Origin of the sequence: Clostridium facile (genome assembly GCF_014297275.1) — a bacterium.
Classification (GTDB): domain Bacteria; phylum Bacillota; class Clostridia; order Oscillospirales; family Ruminococcaceae; genus Massilioclostridium; species Massilioclostridium facile.
In genome coordinates, this window is sequence record NZ_JACOQK010000001.1 from 1,628,602 (window position 1) to 1,642,836 (window position 14,235).

At 42.2% G+C, this 14,235-nt stretch carries 12 protein-coding genes; 11 read left to right on the top strand and 1 reads right to left on the bottom strand.

Annotation, left to right across the window (positions count from 1 at the left end; genetic code table 11):
• Window positions 1-2 precede the first annotated feature (2 nt).
• The 11 genes from H8Z77_RS06760 (at window position 3) to H8Z77_RS06810 (ending at window position 9,213) form a co-directional block, all read left to right on the top strand.
• Window positions 3-866 carry a CbrC family protein gene (locus tag H8Z77_RS06760; RefSeq protein WP_186996558.1) on the top strand — a complete coding sequence of 288 codons (864 nt, stop codon included), beginning with the start codon at window positions 3-5 and terminating at the stop codon, window positions 864-866.
• 72 nt (window positions 867-938) lie between these two features.
• The gene (locus H8Z77_RS06765; protein WP_186996559.1) at window positions 939-1,292 is read left to right on the top strand and encodes a hypothetical protein; all 354 of its coding nucleotides are present in this window, start codon (window positions 939-941) and stop codon (window positions 1,290-1,292) included.
• Complete coding sequence (locus H8Z77_RS06770; protein WP_186996560.1) at window positions 1,279-2,019, top strand: YjfB family protein; 741 nt, start codon at window positions 1,279-1,281, stop codon at window positions 2,017-2,019. Before H8Z77_RS06765 ends, H8Z77_RS06770 begins: the two co-directional genes overlap by 14 nt.
• 32 nt (window positions 2,020-2,051) lie before the next feature.
• Entirely contained in the window at window positions 2,052-2,294 is a 243-nt protein-coding gene (locus H8Z77_RS06775; protein ID WP_286165501.1) for a hypothetical protein, read from the top strand.
• 839 nt (window positions 2,295-3,133) lie between these two features.
• A complete protein-coding gene (locus H8Z77_RS06780) occupies window positions 3,134-3,496 on the top strand; it encodes a type II toxin-antitoxin system PemK/MazF family toxin (protein WP_186996561.1) in 363 nt (120 codons plus the stop codon).
• The gene (locus tag H8Z77_RS06785) at window positions 3,489-3,632 is read left to right on the top strand and encodes a hypothetical protein (RefSeq protein ID WP_186996562.1); all 144 of its coding nucleotides are present in this window, start codon (window positions 3,489-3,491) and stop codon (window positions 3,630-3,632) included. Before H8Z77_RS06780 ends, H8Z77_RS06785 begins: the two co-directional genes overlap by 8 nt.
• 113 nt (window positions 3,633-3,745) lie before the next feature.
• Window positions 3,746-5,305 (top strand): recombinase family protein, encoded by a 1,560-nt coding sequence (locus H8Z77_RS06790; protein WP_186996563.1) that lies wholly within the window; start codon window positions 3,746-3,748, stop codon window positions 5,303-5,305.
• Entirely contained in the window at window positions 5,302-6,195 is an 894-nt protein-coding gene (locus tag H8Z77_RS06795) for a recombinase family protein (RefSeq protein ID WP_186996564.1), read from the top strand. Before H8Z77_RS06790 ends, H8Z77_RS06795 begins: the two co-directional genes overlap by 4 nt.
• The gene (locus H8Z77_RS06800; RefSeq protein WP_186996565.1) at window positions 6,167-7,798 is read left to right on the top strand and encodes a recombinase family protein; all 1,632 of its coding nucleotides are present in this window, start codon (window positions 6,167-6,169) and stop codon (window positions 7,796-7,798) included. Before H8Z77_RS06795 ends, H8Z77_RS06800 begins: the two co-directional genes overlap by 29 nt.
• Before the next feature lie 208 nt (window positions 7,799-8,006).
• Window positions 8,007-8,198, top strand: coding sequence for a hypothetical protein (locus H8Z77_RS06805; protein ID WP_186996566.1), 192 nt, complete (start codon window positions 8,007-8,009; stop codon window positions 8,196-8,198).
• Between the two features lie 253 nt (window positions 8,199-8,451).
• Window positions 8,452-9,213, top strand: coding sequence for an RES family NAD+ phosphorylase (locus H8Z77_RS06810; RefSeq protein ID WP_186996567.1), 762 nt, complete (start codon window positions 8,452-8,454; stop codon window positions 9,211-9,213).
• Between the two features lie 301 nt (window positions 9,214-9,514).
• Here the strand turns inward: H8Z77_RS06810 and H8Z77_RS06815 are convergent, their stop codons facing one another.
• The gene (locus H8Z77_RS06815) at window positions 9,515-14,128 is read right to left on the bottom strand and encodes a family 78 glycoside hydrolase catalytic domain (protein ID WP_186996568.1); all 4,614 of its coding nucleotides are present in this window, start codon (window positions 14,126-14,128) and stop codon (window positions 9,515-9,517) included.
• Window positions 14,129-14,235 lie beyond the last annotated feature (107 nt).

The following is a 14,235-nucleotide window of genomic DNA, read 5'->3' on the forward strand; positions in this document are numbered from 1 at the left end:
CTATGAACGAATACCTAAAGCAATATATTGAACTCCAAAAGCAGTTTCTAGAGACAAAAGGAAAAGCGGATAGTGTTCGTGCGCTTTATGCGTTCAAAGAAGAATTAGAGCAGAGCGAAGATACACAAGCTAAAGAAGTATTGGTGTATGTTTATGATCTATTGGACTTCAAAAAGAGTGCCTATGAATTGCTTTCTAAAATTGGAGATCGGTCGAATCCAAAAATTTTCCGGCGTCTGGCGATTATGAAAGAATATGCCGATGACTGGGGAGACTCCTTTGCCCTCCGCAAGCCTAAAACCAAAGCGGAGAAACAAAAAGACAAAGAAAAGCGAGACAAACTTGGTCTCCCTTCTTTCCGGTATCATCCCGACCCTTTGGATACCGGGGCTTTTGAGCAGTCTGAGGAGAGTGTGGTTTGTGATTGCTGTGGCAAGAATACTCATATTTACTATACCGACCCCTTCTATACCGTGGAAGATATTGAGTATTTGTGCACAGAGTGCATTGCCAGCGGCGAGGCAGCCCGGAAATACAACGGCAGCTTTCAGGATGATTGTTCTTTGGATGATGGTGTAGACGATCCAGAGAAGCTGGATGAACTTATCCACCGCACTCCTGGCTATTCTGGTTGGCAGCAGGAATACTGGCGCGCCCATTGTGGTGACTATTGCGCCTATTTGGGTAATGTGGGAGCCAGCGAACTGCGGGCGCTGGATGTGCTTGAAGAAGTTTTGGATGACCCCATGTGGGACGATGAGCATAAAGAAATGATTCAGGAATCCGTTAACGGAGGACATCTTCAATGCTATCTGTTCCAGTGCCTTCACTGCGGAAAGCACCTGGTCTGGATGGACTTCGATTGAGGTGTTTTTTATGACCACACAGTTGTATCTTCAAAAAGCAGAAATGCAATTATCAAGAGGTGTTGTTCCAAAATGTTGCGTGATGGACTTTTGTTCAAAGATGAGGATGGTCAGGTCATATTCAACCAGTACAGCTTCTGCGAACTGGTGAAGCACCTGCTGGTGGAGCTGGTGGGGATCTCCTATGAGGAAGCCTCCCAGATAGTGGAACGCTCACCGCTGGCAGCGCCAGTGGCCAATGTTATGGGAGTAGCGATATTCAGCCATGACCTGCCTTATTACTGGGCAATGTTTTTCTACTATGGGAACGGTTATTGGTGGAAAAGGGGTATTCCAGCGCAACCAAAGGACATGGATGCCTATTTTGCTTTAGAAAATCAAATTATGGAAAAACACCACTTGAAAGAGCCTTTTGAGTGGGAGTGAAAGGACGGATCGAATGGGATACGATGTAAGTTTTCACCCGATTTCACCAGAGGAAATGCGGGAATGGTATTTTACTCCCTTAACCTGGATACAGCAGGGACAGGAGGAAAAAGTGCTGGCCCTTGCCGCGCAGCATGGAATGGAGGATTTCTATGCCGAAAAATATCTGAATACTTTGCGCGTTGGGGCTGAAACGGAATCTAACGAGCTGTTTGACAAAAGCCATGGCTTCTATATTGCAGTGATCCAAGGTTTTTTCCGGGATTACTATTACACCAGAGGCAGTGCCTTTTCATTCCTGGTTGACCAGAAGCCAGAATATACGCGGTACTTCACCTCATGGGAACAAGTCACTCCTGTTTCCTTTCCAAACCCCATGCAGAACCGAATCATCGAAAACTACTGCTCCGGTGTATATCTGTCTCCAGATCAGGTTGTGCAGCTTCTCAAAGACATGGAGCAGGACCCAAAAGTGCTTGAAGATCTGGAGAGGCTTTGGAGCAATGGACAGATCGCTGTGCTGAAAAAAGCACTTTCTGCTGCTGCAAAATCAGGAGCTGGTCTGTTGGAGGCCACTGAAGTGGTAGAGCCCAACCCCATCAGTCCGAATGAGAGCACAAGCTACTCCAATCTGTACCATTGTGATCGGGACGGGGTATATCTCTACATAGATACTGTTGGTGGTCAATTAGCGGATGCGATTGAAAAAAACGAAGGACGAACATAAGCAGTTGGCGACATTTATCAAGGGGGTGCACATTGAGCTACACAAAATTCAGCAAGGAAGTAACCAAATGGCTGAAAGCCAATAGGCTGCCCTGTTATAGAACAGCCTATGATAGTTCTGAAGTTACTCAAACCAGGCTGGATGCATGGATGCAAGGAAGTAAGATGATGGCACAGAAGTGGATTTCGGAAAAGCGTTATCAGGAACTAATTTCTTGTGCTCATGGCGGCTGGTATCAGGACGATGTGATGGTTAAACCTATCCATCTTGTGTAGCACTATCTGTTTGATGAGCTTTTTCTCACTAGGAAATATTGACAAAACAGATAAGAAACACTTGTTTGCCTTAAAATATCACAGGTACAGTTTTCTATAAAAAATGAAAACTAAATAACGACTTTCAATTGCGTGTGCGAAACTGATCCCAAGATTGTGAATGTCTCAGCACCGTAAAAGCGAAATTACTGATAGGATAAACCGCTGTCAGTGATTCTCTTTTACGGTGCTTTTTTGTCCTGTTAAACAGTTTTTCGAAACTATGCTGGCGACAGCAAACTTTTTTCTTATCATAGTCTAACTTTGCTGAGTTTTAAGGGATATTTCAAAAACATCAGTAAAAAATTCCGAGAATTAAAAAAATTACGCAAAAGGGTATAAAAAACGGCTTTTCGCAGCCTACCACATGAGGAGATAAATTTTCCTCCCCGTTTTCTCCTATTTCAGAAAAACGGGCTGTTCCTTGAAAACTGAATAGTACAGCGCATCTTTTACCTTCCTTCTGTTGTCGGGAAAAAACCGGCAAGCCACATGAGCTAAAAGCTCAGACGGTACGGCGCAACCGTACCGACGGCGATGACAAGCAGAAGCAATAATGATACTTCCGTCCAGTCCTAAAGTCGAGCGTGATAGAACCGTCGCAACAATGGAGGGCGGCCCGGTGAGAACCACGGGGTGGTGAGATTCCAATGAGGCTGAATGCACAGCCGGAAGATGCGTTCCCGAAACCGAGGGGCGGCGTGGATCGAATATCGGTTAACTACAAAACGATTGATATCACAAGGCGGTCGTTTGATTTTTAAGCGACCGCCTTTTTACATTTATGCGGAGGAAATAAAATGGATGAAGTCAAAAGAGGTGAACTCTACTATGCAGACCTCTCTCCTGTTGTGGGAAGCGAACAGGGCGGTATCCGACCTGTCCTCATTTTACAGAACGATAAAACAAATCAAAACAGTACAACCACAATTGTAGCAGCCATAACCAGTCAAATAAAAAACAATCTGCAAACTCATGTAAAAGTCAGCGGACACGGGCTGAAAAAAGAATCCCTTGTTCTTTTGGAACAGATCAGAACAATAGACAAAGTTCGGCTGATGCAGTACATCGGAAGACTTGGAGATAAAGATATGAAAAAGATAGACCGCGCTCTTACAGAGAGCTTAAGTATAAAAAATTCGGAGGTGCTTTCAAGTGGATAATATGAACTGTGTGTTTTACTACGAAGTGAATCTTTTACAGATACTGCTGCGGGAAGGATACATCAGCGAAACGGACTATCATGCTATTGTCAGCCTTGCGAAAGATGACCTAAAAGCAACCTTGTATCTTGGCTGAAAACTTTGTGTCTAAAATGATAAATATCGCAGTTTGCACTGGATATATTCGAACCTTTGCAGTATTGTTGTGTTGCGCCGAAAGGCAGAAAAATAAAGAAAGGAGTGATCCGAATGGCAACTATCACAGAGATCGCAGGCACAAAACAGCAAAAGAAAATACTCAGAACAGCGGCATACTGCCGTGTGTCCAGCGATTCCCTTGATCAGCTTCATTCCTTCGCCGCACAGGTGCAGCACTATACAAAAGCGATCAGTCAAAATCCGAGTATGGAACTTGCCGATATCTATGCAGACGAAGGACTGACAGGAATCAAGACAGATAAGCGTGATGATTTCAACAGGCTGATAGCCGATTGCCGCAAAGGAAAAATCGACCGTGTACTTACGAAATCGGTATCCCGATTTGCAAGAAACACGGTCGATTCTCTTATATATGCCCGAATGCTGAAAGAATACGGCGTCAGCATCCTGTTTGAAAAGGAAAACATTGATACGGCATATATGTACAGCGAACTGCTGCTGGCTCTGTCAGGAGCGCAGGCACAGGAAGAATCCATCTCCATATCCAAAAACATGAGATGGAGCGTTGAACGAAGAATGAAAAGCGGCACATACCTCTCCAGCTCAACACCGTATGGGTACAAATTGGAAGAAGGAGAATTCAAAGTCGTAGAAACAGAAGCGGAAATTGTCCGCCTGATTTTCAAAAGCTATCTGTCAGGTATGGGAAAGAAAGCAATCGCAGATATGCTCAACAGAATGGATGCGCCCAAGCGGTTCGGATATACGACATGGAGGATCAGTACAATCAACTACATCCTATCAAACGAGCGATACATCGGGGATGCGCTGTTTCAGAAACGGTATACGACAGACACACTTCCGTTCAAGTTGAAAGTCAATCGAGGACAGAAACCGCAATACTATGTGGAAGATATGAATCCGCCTATTATTACAAAAGAAGTCTTTGAAGCAGCACAAAAATTAAAAGCCAAATCCACCACAGAAGAACGGTTCAGCGTTCAGGAACGCCCGCTGAGAGAAAAAATTAAATGCGGATGCGGACATATATACAAGCCCATAACGGTAAACGGAAAAATCTATTGGGAATGCAGGATGCACAACTTTGATTCCCAAAAATGCAGTTCGAGACGGATACCGGAAACGGATATCTATGAAGCCTTTATCACAATGGTCAACAAACTTCGAAACTGCTATGAGGAAATCCTGCCGCCTGCTATTGCACAGACAGAACGCCTGCAGATGAAAGCGGACGGGCTGGAAATACGGGTCAAACAAATTGATAAAGAAATAGCCGATCTCAACAACAAGAACCTCGTACTTGCCCGCTTAAACAGCAAGGGTATCCTGCGGGCAGCAGAATATTCCGAGCAGAGCAACGGAATACGAAGCATGGTAAACGGTCTGCGCAGTGAACGCTGCCGCCTTCTGAGAGAACAGGATGATGACAGTATTCTGTGCGGATTGCGAAGGCTGCATGCTGTTTTTGCAGAATTGACCGAACCCGTCACAGCGTTCGATGAGACGATTTTTCAAGAGATTGTGCAGCAGATCACCGCACCTTCGCATACAAGCATCTGCTTCCATCTGATCGGCGGTCTTAACCTGACGGAAAAAATTCCTGAACAAAGGAGGTGCAGAAGAAAGTGAAAAACAGAAGATTCCCGTATGGCTACGAAATGAGAGACGGTGAAATCGTAATCTGCCAAACAGAAGCGGATATTGTCCAAACCATATTCCGTGACTATGTTGCCGGCAAAGGACTGAAAGATATTGCCGAAAAACTTACAGCTCTGAAAGTGGAATATCTCCCCGGCGAAAGCAATTGGAACAAAAGCCGGATCAAGCGGATGATTGAAGACAAGCGCTACCTCGGAGACAGCACCTATCCTCAAATACTGCAGGAGAGCATCTTGCAGGAAGCAAATACAATCAAATCAGACAGATGTACAACCGACAACTGTGTAGTGCATTCAGAAAACAAAGAAGTGATAGATACCGTCCGCTGTGCCGAATGCGGCGACAGGCTGATTCACAGAACCGACAATTCCCGAAAAAATACAGAAAGCTGGTACTGCAAAAATAAAGACTGCAAGACAGTCGTCAGAAAGACTGTTGCCGTACTGGAAGATGAGATAACAGAGCTTCTCAACTCTGTCATTCAAAATCCCGATCTTGCCGGAAAGGAATACATCTCACCCAAAAGTGAAACACCGATCGAAGTCAAACGCATGGAGAATGAAATAGAACGGGCGCTCGGACAGATTGACTTTGATAAAGAAACCATTCAGAACTTAATTCTGCAGTGTGCTTCCAAACGGTATGAGAAAGAGAAAAGTCAAAAACACATTACGGATCGGCTGAAAGCGCATTTTGAGAAATCAAGTCCGCTTTCTGTATTCAATGCAGAGTTTTTCAGCAAAACAGTGACTGCCGTACTTCTCACGAAAAACGGTGCAGTCAGCTTGCTTCTGAAAAACGGAAATATTATCGGAAAGGAGAAAAACAAAGATGTCAACGCAAGCAGTGACAATGCCTAAAGCAGTCAGAGTGATTCCTGCAAAGCCGGAATACAGCGGAAAAAGCAATGCGGACTTTCGACCAAAGCGTGTCGCAGCATACTGCCGTGTATCTACAGACAAGGAAGAACAGGAACACAGCTTTGAAACACAAAAAGAAATGTACACCAATATGATCATGATGAAACCCAACTGGCAGATGGCGGGGATCTATGCAGATGAAGGAATCACCGGAACAATCGCCAAAAAACGCCCCGACTTCATGCGCATGATTGAAGACTGCCACAAGGGAAAAATTGATATGGTTATTACCAAATCGGTTTCCCGGTTCTCAAGAAACAATCTTGATTGCCTGCAGTATGTACGCGAACTGAAAGAACGCGGAATTCCCATTCTGTTCGAAAAAGAAGGCATCAACACACTGCAGGTATCCAGCGAACTTCTGATAACGCTCTTCAGCGGTCTGTCACAGGCTGAGAGCGAATCCATCAGTATGAATGTTAAAATGGGAAAACGGCAAAGCATCAAAAACGGCAATGTGCCGTTCTGCTACAGTTCCTTCCTCGGATATCGGAAAGGTACAGACGGCAAACCTGAAATCGTTCCGGAAGAAGCAGAAATCATTAAACGAATCTATGCAGAGTATCTTGCAGGAGCAAGCCTTTCAGATATCGCTAATGGTCTGATAAGAGACGGTATCCTCACCCCAAGAGGAAAAACCAACTGGACAACAAAAGGTGTCCTCTCAATACTGACCAACGAAAAATATAAAGGTGACGCACTGCTGCAAAAGACCTACATTGTAGACTGCATCAGCAAAAAGTCAAAAAAGAATACCGGTGAATTGCCGATGTACTATGTAGAGAATAATCACCCTGCGATTATAGAACGGGCGGTGTTCGACCGGGTTCAGGAGGAAGTATCACGGCGCAACAGTAAACGCAAGGTCAAAGATGTCGGTACAAAAACCGAGCTTGGCAAATATTCAAGTAAATACGCTCTAACCGAGCTGCTCTTCTGCGGGAACTGCGGAACACCGTACCGCAGAACAACATGGGCAAAGAACGGCAAGAAAAAAATCGTTTGGCGCTGCATCAGCCGATTGGATTACGGCACGAAATACTGCAAAAACTCACCTTCAATAGAAGAAGGAGTTCTGCAGAATGCGATCGCTGCTGCTATCACCCGGAAAGCACAAACGGAAGGGGCGAATGTTCAGCGTATCAGGGAACACATTGAAATGTACCTGAACAGAAAAGGCAATTCGGATCTTAAAGAAAAGCAGGAACGGCTGGTATCTCTGAGACAAAGGATTGATGAGTTAACCAGCATGGACAGCGAATCTGCGCAAAACGGAGATTTTGACGAACTGTTTGAAAGCCTGTACACAGAAATGTACGCCATAAAAGATGAACTTGAAGATGCGGAAAAGACAAACGCGAAGCTGGATGCAGCGGTGAACCGGATAGATGAAATGACCACTGTTATGTATGGCCTGAAAAACCATCCGGTAGAATATGATGAGCAAATCGTTCGTCAGCTTATTAGCAGTATCAAGGTAGTCTCTGCAGAACAAATCCTTATCCTCTTCAAAGACGGTACTGAGATGACGGCAGATCTGTAAAACAAAAAGAAAACGAAGATGATTTATATTATGAGTTGTGTTTGGCTTAATTATATGGTACAATATTTTCAGTATAAAAACTGTGTGGGTTCAAGTCCCAAGACAAAAAAATGCGTGGCATCTTTTTTAGTCCATAGTTACAAACAATAATGGGCACTGCTTCATGAAGCAGTGCCCATTATTCAAAATTTACTTAGGAGAGATCTGTATGCCAGACTATAAAGCTATGTATTATCACTTGGCAGGGCGCATGGCGACTGCTATTGATGCGCTGGAAGCTACCACCAATGCGTTGGTTGACATTACTGAAAAGCTGAAACTGGCGCAACAGAGTACAGAGGAAATGTTTATTTCCAGTCCTGATGACGATGAGGATTCTCTGGACAACATTTCAGAATAAGAACCGCAATCCGCAAATTCCATAAACGGCAGCTGTAGTGACGGGATATTACACGTCAACATGAGTTGCACTCGCTTGTAACGCATGCACAACGGGTTTTTCTATTTTGAAGTTTTGTATGCGCATTTGCGGTGGATATCTATTTCGTAACAGTCAGACTAAAGCGAACAACCCTCAAGCTATAGTGGTTTGAGGGTTGTTCTGTTTTTTCTAAATAAAAAATATTTTGTGCAAATAATTTTGGAGGTGTTCAGTGAAATCTAGACTTCTTAAAAACTTTATTCAAGAAATACAATTTAAAAATCGCAATCCAAATGAAACAAGAGTTCTTGCATTATTAGATGATATATCTACAAATCCGGAAAGAATATTTCAACAGGGAGAAAAATTATATCGTAGCCGAATTATTTTAAATGAAGAAGAAATTAATAAAAAAACAGGATTCTATGGATATGATGCAGAACAAAGTTTTATACCGCCATGGAGAATAACCCGTGATCTTCGAGCAAATTATCGGTACATTCCTTATTTGTATTGTTCTAATCATCCATATATATCATTGATAGAGGTTCGACCTCGAATAGGAGCTAAAATTAGCATTGCAACTATTTTGGTAAATCAAAACATTAATCTATTAGATTTTACTATCCAAAATAAACCTACGAAGATGTCGGAAACCAAATATAATCTATTTGTAGAATTATCTAATTTATATTCTAAACCAATAGCAAATGATGACGATACATTAGACTATATTCCTACTCAATTTATAGCGGAGTATGCGAAAAATCTTGGATATGATGGTATAGCTTTTACAAGTTCTCTAGCACCAGAAATAAATAATACAAATTTAGAACGTTTTAATGTGGTTATATTTAATTATCAAAAATGTTCTGCTATTAAATCTAATGTTATATGTTTAGAAGCTAATCATTCTGAATTTCATCAAATTGATAATGATTTAGATAAATTGAACACTGATTGCTATGTTCTAGAGCAATTAATAGCTTTATAATATTTTTTTATTGCAAATAATTATTGGAAGAAGATTGTCGTACCTCAGCTTTCGCTTTGATACGGCTTTTTTATTCCAATCTATTGCCAAAAATAAAAGTATCAAGCAATGCTGTGCTCCATAGTACTATTTTAAGTCGCTATTTTTTTCGTGCCTTTCACTTTTCAACTCGCATAAATCTCATCGTTATTACTTTTTCTACGTCTAAATATACCATAAAAAACCACCATCCTATTAAAAGGATGGTGGTTTTCATCTCTAGTGAAACACTTTTTATGCGTGCAAATTAGAGACATTGTTTTTATTTTTTGTGCTTTTTGGTAGCTACAAGAGCTGCACCAGCTAGAGCAATCATAGCAACTGCTGCTACTGGAGCTGCAACATCGCCAGTCTTACTTGCATTTGCTTTTGGAGTAGTCGTCTCCTGTCCGGTTTGTGTTGCATTATTATCGGTAGCAGATGTTCCTCCATTTGTTGCTCCGTCCACTGCCACCAATCCCTTAATTGCAGCCTGCACATTTTCTACTGCTGTATCTACTTCGTCCTGAGTTGCGTTATCGTTATTGTATACTTCTTCAGCTGTTGCCAAAGCTGCTGTCAATACCGCATAGCTTTCCGCTGTATATGAATTTGCATCTACCGCTTTACCATTCTGGATTACTTGGTCAAGGATCGTCTTATCAGCTTTAAATCTCAAATTCAACATTGCTTGCAGTAATGCTGTAGATACTTCGTCAATTTCTGCTTGCATTGCATCACCATCATTGAAAATAGCACGTGCATTTGCTAAAGCAGTGGTAAATACTTCTTTCCCTTCATCAACGTATTTATCAAGATTAGCTTCGATGGTTCCAGCCGCTGCGATCAAGGATTCCAAGCTAGATTTATCCCCTTGCACAAATCCAAGTTTATGGATTTCGTTCAACAGTTTTGTCCAAGCATTGTAAACATCCGTTTCGGTTGCTGTAATATCTGCTGCTACTTCTTTTGCTTCCTGTAATACTGCTTTGAAGCTTTCCTGTACAGATGGAATTACCTGATTAAAGTTTTCGTCCGCCATTTCATCTTCAGCATATGCGATTACTTTGTTCAGGATGGTCTTATCGGCTGTGCTAGCAACAATATAACCATCTGCGATAGAGGCTGTCAACTTGCCATCTTTTACAGCAAAATCATAAGAACCAGATGCTAAACTAAATGTTGCAACTTGTACGTTATTACGGATTGTCATACCTGTATAGGTAACACCTGCGATGTTTTCAAAATCTGCTACTACAGATTCATCTTCTACAGGCAGATATAAGGTTGCGGTTGTGTTTGCAGGAACAGTTGCACTATATGTGTCAATAGTGCCTTCTGTTGCGGTCCAATCACTTTCAATTGTACCATAGTTGGATTCATAGGAACCTTCCAAACCAGTATAAATACCGCCAGCCAATGGCTGCAATACAAAATCTTGGTAGCCAGCATCACCGTTTGCGTGGTCAGTTGTAATACCCATCTGGTATTCATACATCCAGGAGCCCACAGCACCCAACGCAAAGTGGTTAAAGGAGTTCATAGCGCTATTTCCGTTCATTTGGAATGCTAATTCATAGGAGTTCCAACGTTCCCACATGGTAGTTGCGCCTTTTGTTACAGGATACAGCCAAGAAGCGTATTCTGTACAAGTAAACATATTATATGCGTCATCAATATTACCGCCTCGGGTTAATGCTGGTAAGATATTTGGTGTTGCATTAAATCCAGTTGTAATAGAATATGCTGGGCAATCCAATTTTTGTCCACTGCTTCCTCCAGGGCCACTGTTTCCTTGAACAACACCTGCGCCATTGCTGCTCTGGTTAGGATCCTGTGCCAATACAGACAAACGTGCATTTGCCGCTTTTAAGTTTTCATCACTTACACAGTTAAAGTTCAATGGTGCTGCATAGGATGCCTGAGTATCCATAATTTCACCATTTTTGTCTGTAGTCATACCTAATTCGGAATTAAAGTAAACTTCATTCCATTCTTGTTTTGCTAAATCATGGCGGGATTGAATTTCATCCGCAATGTCAGTTCTACCAATGACACGTGCCATTTCAGCAGTAGCTTCCATCAAGTAAATATAAATTGCATTGTTTAATAAATCAGAATCTGTACTGCCGTCTACTGCTAACCAGTCTGCTTTACCGTTTGTCATGCTAGATAAGCCCGTATAGGTTTTGCCTTTTGCTTCTAAGTCATAGCTATCCATACCATCTAACCAAAGTTTCATGGCATCCATGTTTTCTTCAATAATGCGGGTATCACCATACTGGATATACATCTGCCATGGAACCATACAAACAGCGCCGCCCCACGTGGTACTGTTCGCAAAGCTATCAAATTCTTGTTTTGGATCACTGGAGCTGTACTCTGGAACAGTATCACCGATAGAACCATTTCCGTACTGGTCATCACGGAGGGCTACCATCCACTGACGGAAGAAGTTCAAGGTGTTCGCATTATAAGTGGAGGTTCTAGAGAATGCCTGGGCATCCCCTGTCCAACCCATACGTTCATTTCTTTGTGGACAGTCAGTTGGGATAGACATAAAGTTACCTAGTTGACTACGCTGGATATTTTTAAACAATTGGTTAACATAACCTGTAATCGTATCATCAGTTGTGGTAGCGTCATAGGTACCAGATAATTCGTCAATCGAAGATATTACAACGCCTTTTACATTCTCTGCTGGTAAGGCTTTCCCTAAACCAGGAACAGTAATTTGAATATAACGATATCCACGGAAGGTAAAGCTTGGCTGAATTACTACATCACGGGTTTCATCTTCTTTGGTTGCGGTGTAAAAATCAGTTGCCATAGCTGCACGATAAGTGTCATGAAGGACACGACCCGCTACATTTGGACGGTATTCTCCATCCGGTCCATATAGGTTAGTATATTCTTCATTTGTATTTTGAGAATCTTCGTTTCCTGGATAGATATCTTCACCATAGCGGAAAATAACGGTATCTCCCTCTTTCAGGGTACCTGCTGGGATTGTAACGGAAGGAACCCCTACCATCGCAACACCCATATCATAGGTCCAAGTATCATTATCATTGCTGTGGGTATTTAAGATACGAGTTGTATCCAAACGTTCAAACTCCCGGATTGGCGTATCGTATCTGGCAACAATGTCAAAATCAATCCAATCCCGTTGTTCTACTACTTCACATGGTTCCCAGGCGGAATCATCATAAGCTGTTGTAGACCAACCATTGGTATCTCCATTTACAGAAATGGCAGCTTCTTTGTTTGCATTGTATCTTTCTCCTTGGAAGAAACTAGAATACTCAATTGGTCCGTCGTTGAACATTTTCCAATCGTCAGGATTGGAGGATACTACCTGAGTGGAACCATCTTCATAAGTAATAACCAGTTTGGATAATAGTCCTTCTGTATCACCAAAGAAGTTCATATTACCAGGAGAGAATGTCATATAGCCAGTGTACCATCCGCCTGCAAGGATAGCGCCCATCGCATTTTCCCCATCCTGGATCATATCGGTAACATCGTAAGCATGGTAAGTCAAAGTATCACGGTATTGGCTATCCGCTGGATTAAACCAATCTTCTCCCATACGTCCACCATTGATGTACATTTCATAAATTCCCATTGCAGTAGCATACATTTTAGCGCTCTTTACTTTTTTGCTAGTATCTGTACTAAATGTAGTACGAACCATATTCAAAGAGCCATAACTTGGATCCGCATAGGACAAGATCCCTTCCGCACCGCCGGATACACGGATCGCCTTATTATTAGTAATGCTGACACCATTCAAGCCTCTAAAAATATCATAGGTAGCACCAGTATCTTTGCCAAATACTACTTTATGCGCTTCATCCGTTTTCCCAGTAGTATGAATTACATAGTTGGTAACTTCAAATTCTTCCCCTGGATTCGCGGCAAAACCAACAGATGCCAAGTTTGGGAAAGTATTGTAGTTGTTGCCTGTACTCATTGCACTGATAGAGAAGGAACTATTTCTGCCAGATCCTTCTTTAATCGCTTGGCCATCAATTTTTACAGTAATAGAACCTGTGGAAACATCAATATTGATGTTATGTGGTCCATACATATTTTCTGGAGTAAAGATACCAGCTTTAATATCAATGGTTTGGTCTAAAATTTCAGTACCATCGTTTTCTTTATAATCATAACCTTGTTTATAAACATTCAGTTTAGCGCCGGTACCATCAGCCTGTACACCGTCTACATCCAATTCCAGGCGAACCCAGTTCTCACCTTCTGCGTTCCATACATTCTGGAATTGATCGTTCAAACGGTAATCGTCCGCACCAAATACCAAGCTTGCTTTTGTACCCTGTGTCAATTCAACATCAGCGTTAATCGCATATACACAAGCGCTTGCGGCATCCAATGTCATTTCATTGGTACCGATAAACTGAGCGTTTTCACCCCAAGCGCTGATGTCTGGATTCATCAAACCTGTTTCAAATTTGCTTTCCTGGGTATAGCTTTGTCCAAAAGCATCCCAAACAGTCAAATCCCAACTGTAAGCTGTTTCCGCTGTTAATGCTTCCCCTTCGTAGTAAATATCAGTGCTTTCATTGCTCTCAACCTTACCACTGTCCCACATAGTAGCACCATCAGAATCCCTGGTAACTATAATTTGATAAGCGGTTTGCTGTTGCCCAATAACAGTAGAATCCATTTCCCAACTAAAAACAGGTTTTTCATCTTCCACAGCTAAAGGAACATCATAATCATTGGTTTTAAGGTTTAAAATCTCGGTTGCCCTGCTGTATGTACTGGAAACAGCAGCAGCATTTACCGCTGATGCAACAGGGACAGCCACTGTTGCCAGTAAGGCTGTGGAGACGCATACCGCAGCAATTTTCATGAATAATTTTGATTTCATGGTCATACTCTCCTCAATTATCTTCATCTTTTGATTTTTATTTTGATTGTATCAGCAGAACCCATAATTACTTTCCTCCTTTCGTTATATTTGCTGATATCAATCTC